The organism is Furfurilactobacillus entadae, from assembly GCF_045862745.1.
GTDB lineage: Bacteria > Bacillota > Bacilli > Lactobacillales > Lactobacillaceae > Furfurilactobacillus > Furfurilactobacillus entadae.
In genome coordinates, this window is sequence record NZ_BQXN01000001.1 from 53,452 (window position 1) to 72,133 (window position 18,682).

Consider the following 18,682-nt stretch of genomic DNA (forward strand, 5'->3'; position numbering starts at 1 on the left):
TAGCAGATTTTAAAAACACATGTGTGGATAAAATCATTCAAGGAGGTGCTCGTTCACATGGCTGTACCAGCACGGAAAACATCAAAAGAAAAGAAGTTAAAGCGTCGCGGTCACATCAAATTAGCTACGCCTAACTTGTCAGCATGCCCTAACTGTGGAGAACTGCGGATGTCACATCGCGTTTGCCCTAGTTGTGGATACTACGATGGCAAGCAGATCGTTAAGACTGCTACCAACGCTTAATAAGTAACACTTAAAACCACTCAAGAGACCTAGGCTCTTGGGTGGTTTTTAGAATACAAATTTATTTATTCTTTTCATGGTGTAGAATCAATTGATAACGAATATAACTTATCACTGTTGACAAATAAAGGGCGGTTAATCTAATGGAAGATCATGAGTTAAAAGATATTTTGGTCTTATTTAATCCAAAGAGAAGTCAACAATATGAGTTTAAAAGATGTTTTGTGCGGACTTTACAGGACGTCAATATTGATAAAACAGCATGTACGTTAAATATACGGCATCTGGCACCAAATAGCGTTGCTTATGAGCTTAAGTTGATGGTTACAAATGTAGATTCATATTATTTTGGTTTAATTGGTATGGAGCATATGCCGATAACTGTCGACGATTTGGAAGATTTAAATATTAGAGCAGAAAAAATGATTTTGACAGAAGAAACCAGATATGGAATTAAAGATCGAGCTGCGTTAGAATCATTGATTATCCGGATGGACTTTGCACCTTTTGGTCATGACGCACGACCAACAATAATAGATAAGGCTACTTATTTATGGTATACAATTTCAACTAAGCAAATGTTTTGGAATGGCAATAAAAGGACTGCACTGTTAACGGCGATATTTTTTCTGAAATTGAATGGATATACATTTAGTTTGCAAGATGTCGCTGAAGAGTATAATATTTCTGTGGCAGTAGCCGAAGGGAAAATGACTAGTAAACAATTGCATCGACATATTGAAGAAAATGTAACCATAGATTTCGATTATTTATCAAGGATTGCAAAAAGCTTTTTAAAGAGTTGAGTTGACTGGACATTAGTATATTTATTGCACTTACACGCAATGCACGGGAGGAAATTATGTCAAAAAAGCAATCTATTGATTCTCAAAAAAACGTTAAGCCAATTGATTTGGAATCTTTTAAAGATATTTCATATAACTCTGTTGAAGTCGATGGACATACGTTAGCAGATTTAAAAAAGGAATCTACTGAACAGATTTTTCGGGATGAAAAGGTATTGGAAACGTTAAAACGGTTAGCTCGTGTTTAATTTTCAGGAAATTGTTTTTGATTTTTAAATTAAATATAGCGTTATTAAGAGAGTAAGCACATCTGCTGATTGGAAAATATGATCAGCAATAGATGTGCTTATCTTTTTTTACATAAAAGTAATGTGCGCTCATGGTTGGCTCCTGTATAATTAACAGCCGTGACAAAAAACTCATTGTGGGGGTATTGGAATGCGCAATGCTTTATTAGTAATTCTCATTGTAGCGGGCTGCGCGTTTGCAGGGTACTTATTTACAGACCTGTGGCGCCACCGCCAAGATCTTCGGCAACCGACCGCCCCCAGAGGGTGGGTTGCGTTAAGCGCAGTCGGTATTTTCTTCCTATCAACGTTAGGGGTGTCCGATTTTGCCGTTAGTACAGCCATTTATTCGACAACGGGGTGGGTGAAAATGAAACGCCTGCCGGGCACGTTAAACGTTCAAGGCGTTCTTTCCTTTATTATTATGGGCATTGGGTTCATCGGCACGGTTCATGTTGATCCGTTGACCCTTGTGCTGCTGGTGGGCGCGCAGGTTATTGGCGCGGTGATCAGTCCGCGGTTTGTCGTTAAACTGCCGGAACGAATCATTAAACAGTGGCTTGCGTGGGGCCTGATCATTGCGGCCTGTTTTATCTTAGCAGGACGTCTGCACCTGATTGCTGGAAACGGAACGGCCACGGGGTTAACGGGCTGGAAACTGGTGTTGACGTGTGTGCTTCAGATGGTCTACGGTGCGTTAAATAACATCGGAATCGGTTCTTATGCCATGACAACGGCGACCATCTACGCCATGGGGTTAAACCCCATCGTGGCGTTTCCCATCATGATGAGTGGCTCAGCCCTGTCCGTTGCTGCCGGGAGTAGCTTGTTCATCCACTATGGTGATTATGACCGCCAGTTGGTGAGCGTTGTGTCGGTGGCCGGAATTCTTGGGGTTGTACTCGGCCTCATGGCTTTTTCACACTTCAACATTGCCATTATTTCCTGGTTGATCCTGGGAGTCCTGTTTTATACGGCTGGAAACCTGCTGTACGGATTGCACCGTTCACGGGTTTAATGTTGAACGGTAGCGAATATGGCGGAAAAATGATAAAATGAGAACGTTACTATAAAATGATTAACGCAGTACCAATGAATAATAAAAGAAAGTCGGAGTGTTAAGTTAAATGGAAAACGCAGAACAAAAGGGTGCCAAGAAAGAACGAATCCTGATCATTGAGGATGAAAAGAATCTGGCGCGCTTTGTGGAACTTGAATTAAAACACGAAGGGTATGCCACTCGGGTTGAATATAACGGCCGGACGGGGTTAGATGCCGCTTTAAACAGTGACTTCGACGTTATTTTATTAGATTTGATGCTGCCAGAATTAAACGGCCTGGAAGTTTGTCGTCGGGTTCGTGAAGTGAAGAGTACACCAATTGTCATGATGACCGCCCGTGATTCTGTCATTGATCGGGTTTCTGGTTTGGATCATGGTGCTGACGACTATATCGTCAAGCCATTTGCCATTGAAGAATTATTGGCACGGGTTCGGGCCTTATTACGGCGGATCGACATTGAGGGTGAACAAAAGAACTTCAAACAAACGGTCGTTGAATACAAGGATCTTCGGATCGAAAAGGAAAATCGCATCGTTCGTCGTGGTGATGAGATCATTAACCTTACAAAACGTGAGTATGAATTGTTATTGACCCTAATGGAAAACGTTAACGTGGTGTTAGCCCGTGACGTCCTGCTACAAAAAGTTTGGGGCTACGAGTCAGAAGTTGAGACCAACGTGGTTGACGTGTACATTCGGTACTTAAGAAACAAGATCGACCGGCCTGGAGAAGAAAGTTACATCCAAACGGTTCGGGGAACAGGGTACGTGATTCGATCATGATGACAACAGATGAGCAGACGCCTAAAAAACGCCACCGCTTATCGTTAAAATGGAAGTGGACACTCGGTACTGGGACGGGTGTCTTTGTCATTTTTACGGTAGTTTTAGGCCTTTTATTTTCTAGTTTTACCACGGTGTTGCTTCGCGAGGAACGACAGCGGACTAATGATGCGGTCGACATTGTGACGCAACGGGTCAAAACGGCGTCCAAGTCGTTAACGACAGCGGATGTGGAACCAGTGCTGCGGCCAAGTGGACGGTTCAATCAACCGAGCGATCCAAGTAAACCTAATCAGCATCAAAACCTGTACAGTGACGAAATCATCCGCACATTGGCGAGTGATAATCTAGCTGTAACGGTGTATGACCGGAGTGGGGCAGAGATTTTTGCGTCTCGAGTGGATGAGGAGCCGTTTAAGGCAGTTTCCGGGCGGCGGTTGACGTTGACCCGGTTAAACGGGCGCCGGGTGTACGTGGAACGGGCCCCCATTTATGCGCATAAGGGGTCTAACCGTGTCGTGGGGTACGTCCAGGTCACCAATCAATTACAAGATTATTGGCAGACCTACAAGCGGATGGGCTCCATCTTGATTGTTCTATTGTTGATTGGATTACTGGCAATCTCTGTGTTTGGTTACATGTTGGCGAGCTACTTTTTGCGGCCAATTGCGGACATTAGCGAAACCATCGAGCGTGCCAGTGCCGATCCACAATCAAGCGCCCGGGTACCATCCTCCAAAAGAAATGATGAATTATCTGATCTATCGGAATTGTTGAATGGCATGCTGGACCAGATGCAACGTTATATCGACCAGCAGCAACAGTTTGTGGGCGACGTCTCGCATGAATTACGGACCCCGGTCGCCATCATTCAAGGCCACATGGAATTATTAAACCGGTGGGGAAAAGACGACCCTGAGGTGTTAAACGAATCCATTCAGGCCTCCCTCGCGGAAACAAAGCGGATGCAGAGCTTGGTCCAGGAGATGCTAGATCTCTCACGTGCTGAACAGGTCGAAATTGACTTTAGAAACCAGGTCACGGACATCAAGGAAGTGGTGAACCAGGTCTTTAGCAACTTCGAAATGATTCATCCGGAGTTTACGTTTGCGTTAGATGATGACTTTCGGAACGCGACTTATGTATCAATGTTTCGGGATCACCTGGAGCAGGTGTTGATCATTTTGATGGATAATGCGGTCAAATACTCACAAACGCGAAAAGAGATTCATGTGGCCATGTCTGCGGCGGGTCACAACGTGCAAGTCCAAGTGCAAGACTTTGGTGAAGGGATCGCGCCTGAAAACATCGACCGTGTCTTTAACCGCTTTTACCGGGTCGATAAAGCCCGGTCCCGTGAAAAAGGGGGCAACGGCCTGGGCCTATCCATCGCGCAACGCTTGGTGGAAGGGTACAACGGAAAAATTTCTGTTGAATCTGTATTGGACCACGGATCCATTTTCCAAATTTCGTTGCACGTGTTGAGTGCTGAAGAACGGACACGTTTGGAGAAGCTCCAAGCGGCCCAGGAACCAGCGAAACCACTGGATGAACCATTGGCGGATAGCAATTTATTGGAATAAAAAACCGTTAATAATATTTAGTTATAAATAGTCCAGAAAAAATATCCGGTTAATTAGTGTTGTATTCACTAATTAATCGGATATTTTTTGCTTCCTTAATTTAGGCTATCTACATGAAAGCCTTACCAAGTGTTAATTCTAAAGGATTGCTAATTTCGTTCACCCCGTTGACAGTTAAATTTCAGCATGGTAACCTGCACACAAGGGATTAAAAAAATTGATTTTTAACAACTTTAAATAAGCAATTAATGATAAGGAGCGAGGAAAATGGGACGTCAGCAACGGGGAGAACAAGACCAAGCTTGCCATTATAAACTGTATAAATCAGGGCGATTTTGGGTCGCAGCTGGAATCAGTGTTTTGGCGATTCAAGGGGCTGGTATTGTCAGTGCAAAGGCAGATTCTTCGACGACCGCGCTACCAGTTGAACAACCGCAGTCAGTGTCACAGAGCTCCAGCCAAGGGTCAGCAGTGGCACTAACGCAAAACCAAAGTCAGGTCAATCCAACTAGTTCGTCCTCACAGTCAGTAGCGACACAAGCGGTCATGTCAGTGGCGTCTTCTGATGGACAGATTCAAGCTTCAGCGGCGTCTGCACAAACGGCAGATGGTCAAACCGCGGCGACAATGAGTAACGTTCAAACTGAAAGCGATCAATTACCATCTTCCAAAGCGGCTCAAGCGAATGATCTGAATGACCAGTCAACTGTTCATGCGATCCAAATGAAGACAACTGCCGTTGCGTCACCAGTTGCTGAGTCGATCTCTGCCGGTTCCAACGAGTCCGCACATTTGGATTCAGATGTGGTTCAAATTGATGATCCTCAGCTTAAAAAGGCAATGTTAACTGAATTTCAGGTGACGACTTGGGAATTAACGTATGGTGATGTTCGTCATGTTCACTTTGCAAGTAGCACGAAACAAATTGATATTAGTTTAATTCCACAAGCAACTAAAAATCCGTTAACTAGTTTAACGGGGCTGGAAGTGCTACGAGAACTACCAGCAGACTGGAGTGTTCGGCTAATGGTCTACCTTAAGCCGGGCGTTTCGCTCGTACCGTTGACCGGGCTTCACATTACGAGTGCCTTGACCATTCAGCAAGATGGTGCCGGTAATTGGACTGACGCTGACATTGCAGCGTTAAATTCACTAACGCTTGGAAAACTTGATTTATATTGGGGCATTGAACTTGCCGGAATTACAAGTAATGTCAATTCAACAGGGTTAACGAACAATCAACTTTTGAAATTGGACCCAATGTTTACTAATGCATCACTAGCTAATCCAGATGCTTTGTATTTCTCATTATCCAACCAACGATTATCTGACTATTCTTATTTCTCAAAGTTTTCTAATGTCCATGTATTTTCCGTTAATAACTACCGTGTCTACAACACGCCGGTGAACGCTGCACAGACTGGTAATGATCTAACAATCACCAGTCAAACGGTTGGGATCGATGGGCAACCGGCATTGACGGGTTATAAAACCTACAATAGTAGCGATGCACCGTTAGTGACCATTAATGGTCACCAATATATTATCAAAAATTCAAAGCAATATAGCACGATTCGCTATGCCATTATCGACAATCAGTATGGCGTTAGCGGCTATCCATCCCTTTCAGAAGTGCAGTATGCTAACGGGAATACATTGATCCAAACCGGAATGGAATACTACCGGACGACGTGGGGCAATGTGAACGTTAACTATGTCGATGAGCAAGGAAATGTCATTGCAGACGCCGAGGTAGTGAATGGTGACGTTAACGCTACCTATGCAACCACGCCAAAGACAATTGCGGGTTATAGCGTTAAGTCCGTCACGGGTGATACAACCGGAACCTTTACTGTGCAGCCGAAAACAGTGACGTACGTTTATACTAAGGATGCTGTTAAAGGTGCAGATGTAACGGTGAAGTATGTGGATGAGCAAGGGAAAGAAATTGCACCAGCGGAGACATTATCCGGTAACGTCGGCGATACTTATACGGCGGCTCAAAAAGAAATCGGTGGCTACACCTTCAAGAATACTGAGGGAAACAGCACCGGAACGTTTACTGATCAGCCGCAAACAGTGACGTATGTTTACACCAAAAACACGGTTCAGGGTGCCGATGTAACCGTTAAGTACGTGGATGAGCCGGGTAACAAAATTGCGCCATCAGAGACGTTATCCGGAAATGTGGACGATGTCTATACGGCCACACAGAAGTCAATTGCTGGCTATACATTTAAAAAGGTTGACGGTAATGTTACCGGAATGTTTACAGAGCAAGTCCAAACAATTACGTATATTTACGCAGCTAATGAAGAACCAAGTGTAACGCCAGGCGGTAACGGCAATGGTGAAGGGACACCTAACAGCGGCAATAACGGAACTGATGCTAAAGGCCCAGATGGCGAACACTCAAGCGAACTACAAACAAGTGGACATGAAAGTACGCCAATGGTTCCAATTGTTCAGAACGAAAAACCAGGCCACGATACAAACGTTAAAAAGCAAATGTTACCTGAAACAGGGACGACCGCAACTGATCGATCCACTGTTGTGGGCGTAATGACGGTATTAGGAACATTAGTTACGTTACTAGGCTTCGGGAGACGTCGGAAAGATTAGTAAATTTTAGTTTAGAAGCAAAAAAATAGGGCTCGAAATCAGAAGATGATTTCGAGCCCTATTTTTATATGACGCGGCAAACGATGAGGAAAAATCGCTTAGTCGTTATCGTGATGATGCTGTTGCTTACCAGCGTTACGTTGCCGGTTATTCTTATCCTGGCTAGCGTCAGTAATTGGCGCAGCTGACGTTGCCGGCGTTTCTGTCGCCATAACGGGCTTCGGTGTTGGCTTTTTAATTGGGTTCTTTTCCAATTCTTCAGCAATTTGTGCCCGAATCCGTGGCCGGTACCAAGCGATGATCAATGTTTGCAAACATGCGAACAGTCCACCGACGAAGAAGTATAGCCCCAATGCAGCTGGTGTTGAGAACGTGACGAACAAGATCATAACAGGACTCATAATCATCATGGTCCGCATTTGCTTCTTCTGATCTTCTGGTAATCCTAACAGTGACAGGTAACCCTGAAGCAGGTAGGCCAAGAAGGAAAGAATCGCCAAGATTAGTTTTGGTTTGTCCAACTGAATGCCGTAGAACGTTGCGTGCGTTAATTCAGGCGCGTAACGAATGGCAGCGTACAGGGCAGCAAAGATTGGTAATTGAATGACTAATGGTAAACAGCCAATCCCACCAGTCATCGAAATGCCGTTATCACGGTACAATTGCATCATTTCTTGACTGATGGCTGTCTTTTCCTCGGTCGTTGTTGCGGCCTTTTGGCGGGCCTGGATGTCTTGCATTTGTGGCCGAACCATGGACATTTTTTCTTGTTGAACGGTTGCCTGGCGTGATTGCCGAAGCATTAGTGGTAACAGAACTAACCGAACGATTACAGTCAGTAAGATGATTGCCCAACCGTAGTTTCCGCCAAGGAACTTAGCGGCCCATTCCATGAAGTGGACCATGGGTTGCCCACCGTATGTCCAGATGATCCCAACGGGTTTCCCGTGGCTCGTCCGCACACAGCCGCTTAACAGCAGTGCTAAAACACCGAGTGCACTGAGCACCGCGATGCGATTATTCTTTTTCATAAGGTATGATGAATCCTTTCAGATTAACTTTGGTAACTTGCTAAGAATACTAAAAAACGGGGGTGATTTCAATCATTCGTCAGTAAATGTCAAACTTTTTAAACGGTTGGTGGGGTAATTCATGACTCGTCAGTGTTGTGACGTGCGACCAAGAATTCGGTGAGGCCTTGATGGCTTCTGTCACCAACTCAACCATGCTTGGCGACCCCTGTAAGACGATCGTGACGTCGCCGTTAACTTCATTACGAGCAAACCCAGTCAAATGGTGCCGGATTGCGAGTTGCGACACGGAGTAACGAAAGCCCACCCCCTGAACGCGACCCTGGGCGGTAAGATGAACGGTGATTTCTGCCATATGAACCTCCAAAAGACGGGATTTGTTGGGAAAGCTACTGTCATCGTAGCATGAAACGGTGCGGATTATGCTATAATTTGACGTCAGTGAGGTAATTATAATGGAAAAAATCGTTTCGCTTCAAAACAACCGGGTGAAGACCTGGAAGAAATTAGCCACCAAGAAGGGCCGCGAACAAGCGGGGACTTATTTACTTGATGGCTGGCACCTCGTCAAGGAGGCCGTTGCTGCTAACGTCGAACTTGTGGCTGTTATGGGAACACGTGAGGCCTGGCAGGCTTATGCAAGTGAACTCTCAGAGCATTTGAACGCCATTGAAATTAGTGATGACGTGGCTAAAGCTATCGGGGACACCGTAACACCACAAGGGATTTTTGCCGAGGTGAAGGTGCCAACGACCAGCACAACGTTGCCAGAGGTCGTCACTGGTGCTTGGTTGTTCTTGGATGCGGTCCAAGATCCAGGGAACATTGGGACCATCGTTCGGACCGCGGATGCAGCCGGCTTTAGTGGGGTTGTTTTTGGTCACGGAACGGCAGATCAGTTTGCACCAAAAGTGGTTCGGGCCATGCAAGGCAGCCAGTTCCACATTCAGTTAGTGTCAGAGGACATGTATGCCGCTGTGCGCTACTTTAAGCGTTCTGGCCTCCCAGTTTACGGGACCAAGCTTGATCCAGACGCACAATCCTACCGTGATGTAACGGTGGGAGCCGACTTTGGGTTGATCATGGGGAACGAAGGAAACGGCATGGCTGCGGAATTAGGTAAGCTCACAACGGCCAATTTATACATTCCGATTCTTGGTCAAGCAGAGTCACTAAACGTTGCCATTGCGGCCGGTGTCTTGATGTTCCGGCTGAAGGAAGCTTAATCAATTTAGTTTGCATAAAACGAGCCAAAAGACTATGAAAAAGTAAGCAAACCTGCTACAATACGTTTCAGATTCACAATTGTTCGTTAATTAAAGAAAAGGAAGCATTGAATGAAACCAAATGAATGGAAGCAAGATGCTGAATACGTTGCGCTGGTTAGCGATTTACTAGCGCGTCCAGAAGTGCAACGGTTGGCAGACTTCACGCAACACCATAACAGCACGCGGTTAGAACACTGTTTAAGTGTCTCATTTGATAGTTACCAAATCGCCAAACGGCGGGGCTGGGACTATCAGGCGGTTGCTCGTGCTGGGCTGTTACATGATTTGTTCTATTACGATTGGCGGACGACAAAGTTTGACTTGGGGACGCATGCCTTTATCCATCCTCGGGTCTCATTACGCAATGCGGAAAAGCTGACGGAACTGTCTGATTTAGAAAAAGACATCATCCTAAAGCACATGTTCGGATTGACGATGGCCTTGCCAAAGTATAAGGAAAGCTTGTTGGTCTCCCTGGTGGATGACTACGAAGCAGTCCATGAGTACGGGAATCATACGCGTCGCAAGTGGCGGACCATGGTTCAACGGCTCCAATTAAAATTTAGTTAATGACTCAGTTGTGATTAACAACGGGTAGTTAAGTTCAATTAACGAACGAAGGGGGGACAAAAAAATGTCAGAGACAATGACAGAGTTGGCACAATTCAAGATGTGTCCGAAGTTTGAAAAGACGTTTTCAATTCTTGGAAAGAAATGGAACGGCCTCATCATTGAGTCACTACTTGCTCAAGGTGACCTCCGCTTTAAAGATATCGCAAGTTCCATTGATAAGTGTTCTGACCGAATGCTTGTTGAACGATTGAAAGAACTTGAAGAAGCAGGCATTGTGACGCGTGACGCATCCGAAAACTCGACGTTGATCGAGTACCGGTTAACGGACAAGGGACGCGACATGAACGACATGATGACAACGATCCACGAGTGGTCAGACAAGTGGAGTGGCCCTGAATGCTAGTTTGGACATTGACCTTTCTAGTGGCTTAGCCTAAAATAATGATTCGTAAGCAATAAATGCGATGACAAAAAAGAGTAGTGTGACCGCCTTCAGGGAGTCGTGACATGGACTGAAATCACGACATGAGGTAACACGAATTCACTTTTCGAGCAGAGATTGGGCGAGATCCTTATTTAGTAAGGATCATCAAAAAATTCTCCGGTGGTCCCCGTTATGGCCTTTGAGTGGTCAGTGGACGATTGTCGCACTGGCAACAAGGGTGGTACCGCGGATTGTCGTCCCTTTCCTGATGGACAGGAAAGGGGCTTTTTTTATGCTTTTTTACTGTCCGAACGGAGCATCACGCACCGCAAAAGCAAGGTAGTTGTACGTCATTTAAGGAGGAGACACATGACATTAAAAGATCGTTTGCAAGAACTACATGATCATGGTTTGGCAGACATTAAACACAGTGATAATTTGGAACGAATTAACGAGATTCGGGTTCAATTATTAGGGAAAAAAGGGCCAATTACGGAAGCACTTCGGGGACTACGCGATTTAACGGCTGAAGAACGGCCAAAGGTGGGGAGCTTTGCGAACCAGATTCGCGATGAACTTACCACGGCAATTGAAACCCGGCGTCAAGAACTGGAAGCAGCTGCGTTAAACGCACAACTGGCTGCGGATACAGTGGATGTTACATTGCCGGGGGTTCCTGTGGCTCAGGGACAACCACACGTGATTCAAAGCATCATTGACCAGTTGGAAGACATGTTTATTGGCATGGGGTACCAGGTGGTTGATGGTCCAGAAGTTGAAGACGATCATCATAACTTTGAAATGATGAACTTGCCAAAGGACCATCCTGCCCGTGATATGCAGGACACGTTCTACATCACACCCGACATTTTGATGCGGACGCACACTAGTCCTAATCAGGCCCGAGCCATGGAAAACCATGACTTTAGTAACGGTCCGTTGAAGATGATCAGCCCCGGCCGTGTGTACCGGCGTGATACAGATGACGCAACGCATAGCCACCAGTTCCATCAAGTTGAAGGACTTGTGATCGACAAGCACATTACGATGGCTGACTTAAAGGGAACGCTCGAAATGGTGGCAGCAAACCTATTCGGCGATCAGTTTGACGTTCGGCTACGCCCAAGTTACTTCCCATTCACGGAACCATCTGTTGAAGCAGACATCACGTGTTTCAACTGTCTGGGTAAGGGCTGTGCGGTCTGCAAGTACACGGGCTGGATCGAAGTTTTGGGTGCCGGAATGGTGCATCCAAACGTGTTGAAGATGGCCGGCGTGGATGCCTCCGTTTATGGTGGGTTTGCCTTTGGCCTTGGTCCGGACCGGTTTGCCATGTTGAAGTATGGTGTCGACGACATCCGGAACTTCTACCTAAATGACACACGTTTCCTAACACAATTTTACAAACGGGGGTAAACAACAGCGATGAAAGTTTCAACAGATTGGTTATCAGAGTACCTCACCCTGGATGTGGCCCCAAAGGACCTCGGTGAAAAGATTGAACGAACGGCCGTTGAAGTGGACCGGGTCTACAAAATGAGCGACGGCATGAGTAAATTGATTGTTGGGGAAACGTTGAGCGTTGAACCACACCCAGATTCAGATCACTTGCACGTTTGTCAGGTGAACGTTGGCGAAGATGAACCACAACAGATCGTGTGTGGGGCGCCGAACGTTGCCGTGGGACAAAAGGTGATCGTTGCGATGCCTGGTGCCTGGATCGGCGGTCACAACAAGATCAAGAAGGGCAAGATGCGCGGCGTCGTTTCAAACGGAATGCTGTGTGCCCTCCAAGAAATTGGTTTTGATGCCAAGATCGCACCAAGTGACTACGAAGATGGGATCTACATTTTGCCAGCTGACAGTGTTCCTGGTGAATCTGTTTTTCCAATTTTGGGCATGGATGACGACATCATCGAAACGGACCTCACACCAAACCGTGGGGACATGAACTCCATGAACGGAACGGCGTGGGAAGTCGGCGCCATCTACGGTCAAACACCAAAACTTCCAGAATTCACCCTGACAGAAGCAGCGTCAGCCAACGTTGCCGACCTCATTAACGTCACGGCAGACCCTGCGTTAGCACCAACGTATAAAATGCGTGTGGTCCAAAATGTGACGGTTCAAGCAAGCCCACTATGGCTGCAAAAGCGGTTATGGGAAGCGGGCATTCGGCCGATCAATAACGTCGTTGACGTTACCAACTACATGATGTTGATGTATGGTCAACCCTTGCACGCCTTTGATTATGACAAGTTGACGAGTCATAACATTAGCGTTCGGTTGGCACATGCTGGTGAAACGTTGACCACGTTGGATGACGAAGAACGGACGTTGCGCGATACAGATATGGTGATTGCTGATGGCGACCGTGCCATCGCCTTAGCCGGAACGATGGGTGGGTTGGACACAGAAATTGATGACAATACAACGACAATTGCCATTGAAAGTGCCATCTTTGAACCCATTCACATTCGGAAAACAGCGCGTCATTTCAACCTGCATTCGGAAGCTTCCATGCGGTTTGAACGTGGGATCAACCCAGCTGACAACCAGACAACGTTGGACCATGCCGCAGCCTTGATGGCTGAACTGGGCGCTGGGGATGTTGCTACGGGAACCGCAGTTGGTAGTGAAACGGTGGTTAATCCGGTTGTTGTTCCAATTACGTTGACCCGGATCAACCATGTGCTGGGCACAACGTTAACGGCAGCAGCTGTGCAAACGTTATTTGATCACTTAAACTTCCCAACGACTAACGACGGGGAAACGTTCACGGTGACGGTTCCCGTTCGCCGGTGGGATATTGCGATCGAAGCTGATTTGATGGAAGAAGTTGCCCGACTTTACGGCTATGACAACTTGCCATCAACGTTACCAACGGGACCAACCACACCGGGCTCATTGACGTCAGCGCAACGGATCATGCGTGACGCCCGGCATTTGCTGGAAGGTGCTGGTTTAAACCAGGCCATTAGTTATGCACTAACGACTACGGCAAAGGCTGAACAGTTCATGATGCGGGATAGCGAACCAACGTTATTGGACTTCCCAATGAGTTCTGATCACACAACGGCGCGGATGAACTTGATCAGCGGGTTGTTGGACGACGTGGCGTATAACGTTGCGCGTAAGCAAACGGATGTCAGTTTGTACGAACAGGGACGGGTGTTCTATCGCGAAGGTGATGACATTCGGCCACTGGAAGAAGAACACATCGCGGGTGCCATTACGGGCACAATGACACCAGCGACATGGAACAATAAGGCTGCGGCCGCTGACTTCTTCAGCATGAAGGGGATCGTTGAGCTGTTCTTGCACGACATGGGCTTGTCGAAACCCGTTAGCTATCAAGCGAACCAAACACGGCCAGAAATGCACCCCGGCCAAACGGCAGACGTTTACGTGGGGGATGAACTGGTTGGGTTTGTGGGTCAAGTGCACCCAACGATTGCGGTTGATTACAAGATTCCGGCAACGTTTGTGTTTGAACTGAACTTGCAGGCCTTGATTGATGCGGACCATGACCGGCAGCAGTACGCACCAATTTCGAAGTTCCCAGCAGTAACGCGGGATGTGGCCATCTTGGTCGATGAAACGGTGACAAACGCGGATGTGATTGGAGCCATTGAAAAACGTGGCGGCGCTCACTTGGTGGACGTTACACTGTTTGATGTTTACGCGGGTAACCATCTGCCAGCCGGGAAGAAATCATTGGCATATACATTAACGTTCCAGGATGTGAAGGCAACGTTGGTGGAAGCGGATGTAACAAAGTCCTTCGATAAGGTCGTGAAGGAACTGGAAACAAGCTTCGAGGCAGAAATTAGGTAGAGCGAAAGCTAGCGCGTTTAGGCTAACTCAGGTAACACAAAACAGGTTCTTATGGACGATTTCTGTCCATGAGAACCTGTTTTGTGTTACCTGAGCCAGAGCCTGTGCTAGCTTTCGCGTTTTCGGCAACGAAAACAGGGAAAAACGCATTGATAGGGGGCACTTTTAGCGGATTTGAGAGACCACTAAACCGGTTAATTATGTCAAAATCGTGTCATTGCTCAAGTGAGTGTAGTTTTGAACAGCATTTTTCGCTACAATGTAAAGGATGATTTTAAATTAGGGGGCAAACTTTATGCAACGTCGTACACGTCCGCGTCAACACACGGGCCGTAACTGGCTGATCGGGATTTTCCTTGCAGTGATTGTTATCATTGTTGGGGGTATTCTTTTCCGCAATATCAGTTATTCTAACAACCTAAAAGCCGTTAATCCAAGCAGCCATAAAAAGGTGCAGGTTCAAGTCGAACAAGGGGCCACGGCTCAACAGGTTGCCACAGCGCTTCAAAAAGAGGGCGCCATTAAGAACGCCAGCGCGTTTAATAAGTACACGGCTGATAATAACATGGCTGATTTTAAGGCCGGTTATTTCGTTGTGACGAAGAACATGACGGTTAAACAAATCGCGAAGAAATTGAATCAACCCGGGTCAGACATGCCGTTATTGACCACTGCAAAGAATTCACTGTTAATTACAGAAGGTGAAACGGTTGAACAGATCGCCGAATCCTTGCCAAAACATTCTAAGTACACCAAGCAAGAATTTTTGGACCTGATGAAGGACGAAAGTTTTGTTAAGGGCTTAGCTAAGACATACCCTGACTTATTGTCATCCAGTATGTCATCAACTGGGGTGCGTTATCACCTTGAAGGGTACCTATTCCCAGCCGTTTACGACACCAAGAAGCCAGCAACCTTAAAGGCACTGGTTGAACAAATGGTTGCGGCAACTAATCAACGTGTTCAACCGTACCTCAGCAGTTTCCAATCTGAAGGCTTGACGGTTCAACAAGCGATGACGTTAGCCTCATTGGCGCAAAAGGAAGCCAACACGGCAAGCGATATGCAAACTGTTGCTGGTGTCTTCTTCAACCGGATCAAGGCTGACATGCCATTACAATCTGATGTTTCCGTGCAATATGCACTGAACAAGAAGAAGCCAAACTTATCCTTAGCTGATTTAAAGGTTGATTCACCATATAACCTGTACGCCAACACGGGTTACGGTCCTGGACCGTTTAACAACCCTGGGTTAAGTGCAATTGAAGCGGTGGCACAACCAGCAAATGAAGATCAAGGATACCTGTACTTTGTGGCCAACATGAAGACTGGGAAGATTCATTACTCAAAGACACTTGATGAACAAAATGCTTACACAAGTAAGTATCAAAGCGATAACAGCAAACAAAAATAGGGTAAACGAAAAGGAGACAGGGTAATGACAGAACAAGCAAAGCGTCCGGTTGTAATTGGTGTGACTGGTGGTTCTGGGAGCGGAAAGACAACCGTTAGCCAAGCCATTTATAACCAGTTGGCTGGCCATTCGATCCTGATTTTGCAGCAGGATTCCTACTATAACGATCAGGCGGAAATGACGATTCCTGAACGCCGGGCCGTGAACTATGATCACCCCTTAGCTTTTGATTACGATCTCCTGATCGAACAGCTCACGCACTTAATCAACTATGAGGCCATTGAAAAGCCTGTTTATGATTACAAAGAATTAACGCGAAGCACTGAAACTGAACATCAAGAACCACGTGATGTCATCATCCTGGAAGGAATCTTGATTTTGGATGATCCCCGGTTACGTGATTTGATGGACATTAAGGTGTACGTGGACACAGATGACGACATTCGAATCATTCGCCGAATTGAACGGGACATTAACGAACGGGCCCGGACATTAGACAACGTCATCGACCAATACCTGGCAACAGTGAAGCCAATGTACCATCAGTTTGTGGAACCAACAAAGCGTTACGCAGACCTGATCGTGCCCGAGGGTGGCGAAAATACGGTGGCCATTGACCTGTTGTCAACAAAGATCCGCGACATCTTGGCAAAAGATGGTAAGGACAGTATGTTTAAAGCACAAAAGAGCAAAAGCTAGCACGTTTAGGCTAACTCAGGTAACGAAAAAATCGGTGTTTGTGGACGTTTTTGGTCCACGGACACCGATTTTTTCGTTAGATGAGCCAAGGCCTGCGCTAGCTTTCGCGTTTTCGGCAACGAAAACAAAGAAAGGATGGGAACGCACTCAATGTTATGGACGTTTTTTGTCCACAGACACCGATTTTTTTGTTAGATGAGCCAGAGCCTGTGCTAGCTTTCGCGTTTTCAAACGGCAGCAACCGACTTACTTTAGTCCGTGAAAGACTCCGTTTTGTATAAGCCAAACGTTAAATCTAATGAATCCGGCAATTTTCTCGGTTAGTCCGTTTACAAGGACAGTTGTGCATGGTAACCTTGTGACTGTTGAAATTAGTGACAAAGGAGTTACATTAAAAATGGCTGAAGAAAAAACATACCCAATGACCGAAGAAGGTCTTAAAAATCTTGAAGAAGAATTAGAGCACTTAAAATTAGTGACCCGTCCAGAAATCATCGAACGGATCAAGATCGCTAGAAGTTACGGTGACCTTTCAGAAAACTCTGAATACGAGTCAGCAAAAGACGAACAGTCAAACATTGAATCACGGATCTCCCTGGTTGAAGCAATGATTCATAACGCTGAAATTATTGACAACTCTGGTGTTGCAAGTGACGAAGTTTCCTTAGGGAAGAACGTCACGTTCAAAGAATTACCAGATGAAGAACCAGAGACATACACGATTGTGGGGGCCGCAGAAGCAGACCCAACAACCGGAAAGATCTCAAACGACTCACCAATTGCCCAGAGCTTGATTGGTCATAAGGTGGGGGACGAAGTTGAAGTTAAACTCCCAGTGGGTAGCATGCAAGTTGCCATCCTCACGGTAGAAAACGCTGACTAAGTTCATTTAATTAAACGTGCGGGTGCAGATGATGTAGGTCATCCAGCACGCGCACGTTTTTAGTTATCAGGATGCTGAATTGTTGTTTGCAAAAAACTACGGTAAACTATTATCCTAGTTAGACGAATGCTCGAATTGAGAAAGGAAATTAAACATGCCCGTTATTAATGAACAAGATCAAGCAGCAATGGCGCGGTACACGGAATTTGTCCGTAACGCACCGTTTACATCAATCACCCAGGATCCCGGTTGGGGTGCAATTAAAAACAATTGGGAACCGCTCCACATCACGTTAGAGGCTGATGGAAAAATCACCGCGGCAATGTCAATTTTGATGATTGCAAACGAAGATGGGGAAAAGCTTGCTTACTGTTCAAAGGGCCCCGTTTGCGATCCAACCGACGTTGCAACGATTGACGCCCTGGTTGCCGAAGCAGAACCAGCGCTACGTGAAAACAACGTGTACGTGTTACGGATGGACCCTGAGGTCGTGTACAGTGACGATCTCTCAGCTGAGTTTACTGCGCATGGATATGAAGTGCGGAACCGGAACGTGGGGATGCATGACACCATCCAACCCCGGTTTAACATGGTGATGGACTTAAAGGATAAGAGCGCTGATGATGTGTTGATGACGTTCCGACCAAACACTCGCCATGACGTGCGCCATTCCATCAAGCCTGAATTGATGGTTGAAGCTGGAAACAGCATGGCCGAAATGGACCGTTTTTATGCGTTGTATGAAGAAATGAGTCACCGGCAGGGGATTACGTACCGGCCACGGGACTACTTTGATCGGATGGTGACGGCGTTTGCTGATACCGATATTTTACGGATCTTCATTGCGCACTCAGAGACCCAAGACTTAGCTGGCTCATTGGCCTTTAAGTACGGGGACAAACTGTGGTACATGTACGGTGGTAGTGTTAATGCAGAACCAAAACTGCTGGCACCATACCGGATCCAATGGGAAATGATTACGGAAGCCCTGGCCGCTAAAAAGGATCGTTACGACCTTGGTGGTGTGTTTGCGCTTGATAAGAGTGATGGATTGTGGTTATTCAAACATGGGTACGTCCGTGAAGCGACAGAATACCTTGGCGAAATCGATAAGGTCTATGACGCAGATGCGTATGCCCGTTTTCTTCACAAGTAAAAACATTGTGAT

General features: G+C 46.3%; 18 protein-coding genes and 1 other annotated feature. Of the genes, 16 read left to right on the forward strand and 2 right to left on the reverse strand.

What is annotated here, in order from left to right; genetic code table 11:
- The first annotated feature begins 57 nt into the window (after window positions 1–57).
- The 7 genes from rpmF to ACKTR5_RS00365 all read left to right on the forward strand — a co-directional run bounded on the left by rpmF (window position 58) and on the right by ACKTR5_RS00365 (window position 7,385).
- Entirely contained in the window at window positions 58–243 is a 186-nt protein-coding gene (gene rpmF, locus ACKTR5_RS00335; RefSeq protein WP_407878224.1) for a 50S ribosomal protein L32, read from the forward strand.
- Window positions 244–386: 143 nt separating this feature from the next.
- Window positions 387–1,049 (forward strand): type II toxin-antitoxin system death-on-curing family toxin, encoded by a 663-nt coding sequence (locus ACKTR5_RS00340; RefSeq protein WP_407878226.1) that lies wholly within the window; start codon window positions 387–389, stop codon window positions 1,047–1,049.
- 56 nt (window positions 1,050–1,105) lie between these two features.
- Entirely contained in the window at window positions 1,106–1,297 is a 192-nt protein-coding gene (locus ACKTR5_RS00345; RefSeq protein WP_407878227.1) for a hypothetical protein, read from the forward strand.
- 190 nt (window positions 1,298–1,487) lie between these two features.
- Window positions 1,488–2,354 carry a sulfite exporter TauE/SafE family protein gene (locus tag ACKTR5_RS00350; protein ID WP_407878229.1) on the forward strand — a complete coding sequence of 289 codons (867 nt, stop codon included), beginning with the start codon at window positions 1,488–1,490 and terminating at the stop codon, window positions 2,352–2,354.
- Between the two features lie 109 nt (window positions 2,355–2,463).
- Entirely contained in the window at window positions 2,464–3,180 is a 717-nt protein-coding gene (locus ACKTR5_RS00355; RefSeq protein ID WP_407878231.1) for a response regulator transcription factor, read from the forward strand.
- Window positions 3,180–4,763 carry a HAMP domain-containing sensor histidine kinase gene (locus tag ACKTR5_RS00360; RefSeq protein WP_456237547.1) on the forward strand — a complete coding sequence of 528 codons (1,584 nt, stop codon included), beginning with the start codon at window positions 3,180–3,182 and terminating at the stop codon, window positions 4,761–4,763. Before ACKTR5_RS00355 ends, ACKTR5_RS00360 begins: the two co-directional genes overlap by 1 nt.
- Window positions 4,764–5,030: 267 nt before the next feature.
- A complete protein-coding gene (locus ACKTR5_RS00365) occupies window positions 5,031–7,385 on the forward strand; it encodes a MucBP domain-containing protein (RefSeq protein ID WP_407878234.1) in 2,355 nt (784 codons plus the stop codon).
- Between the two features lie 98 nt (window positions 7,386–7,483).
- Here the strand turns inward: ACKTR5_RS00365 and yidC are convergent, their stop codons facing one another.
- Window positions 7,484–8,416 carry a membrane protein insertase YidC gene (gene yidC, locus ACKTR5_RS00370; protein WP_407878235.1) on the reverse strand — a complete coding sequence of 311 codons (933 nt, stop codon included), beginning with the start codon at window positions 8,414–8,416 and terminating at the stop codon, window positions 7,484–7,486.
- A 79-nt stretch (window positions 8,417–8,495) separates the two neighbouring features.
- A complete protein-coding gene (locus ACKTR5_RS00375; protein ID WP_407878236.1) occupies window positions 8,496–8,771 on the reverse strand; it encodes an acylphosphatase in 276 nt (91 codons plus the stop codon).
- Window positions 8,772–8,871: 100 nt separating this feature from the next.
- Between ACKTR5_RS00375 and ACKTR5_RS00380 the strand changes: the two genes are divergently transcribed.
- From ACKTR5_RS00380 to ACKTR5_RS00420, 9 genes are all read left to right on the forward strand, one after another.
- Window positions 8,872–9,642 carry a TrmH family RNA methyltransferase gene (locus ACKTR5_RS00380; RefSeq protein WP_407878238.1) on the forward strand — a complete coding sequence of 257 codons (771 nt, stop codon included), beginning with the start codon at window positions 8,872–8,874 and terminating at the stop codon, window positions 9,640–9,642.
- Window positions 9,643–9,753: 111 nt separating this feature from the next.
- Window positions 9,754–10,254 (forward strand): HD domain-containing protein, encoded by a 501-nt coding sequence (locus ACKTR5_RS00385; protein ID WP_407878239.1) that lies wholly within the window; start codon window positions 9,754–9,756, stop codon window positions 10,252–10,254.
- A 64-nt stretch (window positions 10,255–10,318) separates the two neighbouring features.
- Window positions 10,319–10,660 (forward strand): winged helix-turn-helix transcriptional regulator, encoded by a 342-nt coding sequence (locus ACKTR5_RS00390; RefSeq protein ID WP_407878241.1) that lies wholly within the window; start codon window positions 10,319–10,321, stop codon window positions 10,658–10,660.
- 52 nt (window positions 10,661–10,712) lie between these two features.
- Window positions 10,713–10,946, forward strand: a binding site (T-box leader).
- Window positions 10,947–11,050: 104 nt separating this feature from the next.
- Complete coding sequence (pheS, locus tag ACKTR5_RS00395) at window positions 11,051–12,097, forward strand: phenylalanine--tRNA ligase subunit alpha (protein WP_407878242.1); 1,047 nt, start codon at window positions 11,051–11,053, stop codon at window positions 12,095–12,097.
- A 9-nt stretch (window positions 12,098–12,106) separates the two neighbouring features.
- Window positions 12,107–14,518 carry a phenylalanine--tRNA ligase subunit beta gene (gene pheT, locus ACKTR5_RS00400; protein WP_407878244.1) on the forward strand — a complete coding sequence of 804 codons (2,412 nt, stop codon included), beginning with the start codon at window positions 12,107–12,109 and terminating at the stop codon, window positions 14,516–14,518.
- A gap of 295 nt (window positions 14,519–14,813) precedes the next feature.
- Entirely contained in the window at window positions 14,814–15,932 is a 1,119-nt protein-coding gene (mltG, locus tag ACKTR5_RS00405) for an endolytic transglycosylase MltG (protein WP_407878245.1), read from the forward strand.
- A 24-nt stretch (window positions 15,933–15,956) separates the two neighbouring features.
- Window positions 15,957–16,631 carry a uridine kinase gene (gene udk / locus ACKTR5_RS00410; RefSeq protein ID WP_407878247.1) on the forward strand — a complete coding sequence of 225 codons (675 nt, stop codon included), beginning with the start codon at window positions 15,957–15,959 and terminating at the stop codon, window positions 16,629–16,631.
- Between the two features lie 397 nt (window positions 16,632–17,028).
- Window positions 17,029–17,514, forward strand: a complete 486-nt coding sequence (gene greA / locus ACKTR5_RS00415) for a transcription elongation factor GreA (RefSeq protein WP_407878248.1) — start codon at window positions 17,029–17,031, stop codon at window positions 17,512–17,514.
- A gap of 154 nt (window positions 17,515–17,668) precedes the next feature.
- On the forward strand, window positions 17,669–18,670 hold the full coding sequence (locus ACKTR5_RS00420; RefSeq protein ID WP_407878249.1) for a lipid II:glycine glycyltransferase FemX: 1,002 nt from the start codon (window positions 17,669–17,671) through the stop codon (window positions 18,668–18,670).
- Window positions 18,671–18,682 lie beyond the last annotated feature (12 nt).

Bases quoted from the DNA above. Each gene is read 5' to 3' on its own strand.
- rpmF (WP_407878224.1), top strand. From the start codon at position 58: ATGGCTGTACCAGCACGGAAAACATCAAAAGAAAAGAAGTTAAAGCGT.
- ACKTR5_RS00340 (WP_407878226.1), top strand. From the start codon at position 387: ATGGAAGATCATGAGTTAAAAGATATTTTGGTCTTATTTAATCCAAAG.
- ACKTR5_RS00345 (WP_407878227.1), top strand. From the start codon at position 1,106: ATGTCAAAAAAGCAATCTATTGATTCTCAAAAAAACGTTAAGCCAATT.
- ACKTR5_RS00350 (WP_407878229.1), top strand. From the start codon at position 1,488: ATGCGCAATGCTTTATTAGTAATTCTCATTGTAGCGGGCTGCGCGTTT.
- ACKTR5_RS00355 (WP_407878231.1), top strand. From the start codon at position 2,464: ATGGAAAACGCAGAACAAAAGGGTGCCAAGAAAGAACGAATCCTGATC.
- ACKTR5_RS00360 (WP_456237547.1), top strand. From the start codon at position 3,180: ATGACAACAGATGAGCAGACGCCTAAAAAACGCCACCGCTTATCGTTA.
- ACKTR5_RS00365 (WP_407878234.1), top strand. From the start codon at position 5,031: ATGGGACGTCAGCAACGGGGAGAACAAGACCAAGCTTGCCATTATAAA.
- yidC (WP_407878235.1), bottom strand. From the start codon at position 8,416: ATGAAAAAGAATAATCGCATCGCGGTGCTCAGTGCACTCGGTGTTTTA.
- ACKTR5_RS00375 (WP_407878236.1), bottom strand. From the start codon at position 8,771: ATGGCAGAAATCACCGTTCATCTTACCGCCCAGGGTCGCGTTCAGGGG.
- ACKTR5_RS00380 (WP_407878238.1), top strand. From the start codon at position 8,872: ATGGAAAAAATCGTTTCGCTTCAAAACAACCGGGTGAAGACCTGGAAG.
- ACKTR5_RS00385 (WP_407878239.1), top strand. From the start codon at position 9,754: ATGAAACCAAATGAATGGAAGCAAGATGCTGAATACGTTGCGCTGGTT.
- ACKTR5_RS00390 (WP_407878241.1), top strand. From the start codon at position 10,319: ATGTCAGAGACAATGACAGAGTTGGCACAATTCAAGATGTGTCCGAAG.
- pheS (WP_407878242.1), top strand. From the start codon at position 11,051: ATGACATTAAAAGATCGTTTGCAAGAACTACATGATCATGGTTTGGCA.
- pheT (WP_407878244.1), top strand. From the start codon at position 12,107: ATGAAAGTTTCAACAGATTGGTTATCAGAGTACCTCACCCTGGATGTG.
- mltG (WP_407878245.1), top strand. From the start codon at position 14,814: ATGCAACGTCGTACACGTCCGCGTCAACACACGGGCCGTAACTGGCTG.
- udk (WP_407878247.1), top strand. From the start codon at position 15,957: ATGACAGAACAAGCAAAGCGTCCGGTTGTAATTGGTGTGACTGGTGGT.
- greA (WP_407878248.1), top strand. From the start codon at position 17,029: ATGGCTGAAGAAAAAACATACCCAATGACCGAAGAAGGTCTTAAAAAT.
- ACKTR5_RS00420 (WP_407878249.1), top strand. From the start codon at position 17,669: ATGCCCGTTATTAATGAACAAGATCAAGCAGCAATGGCGCGGTACACG.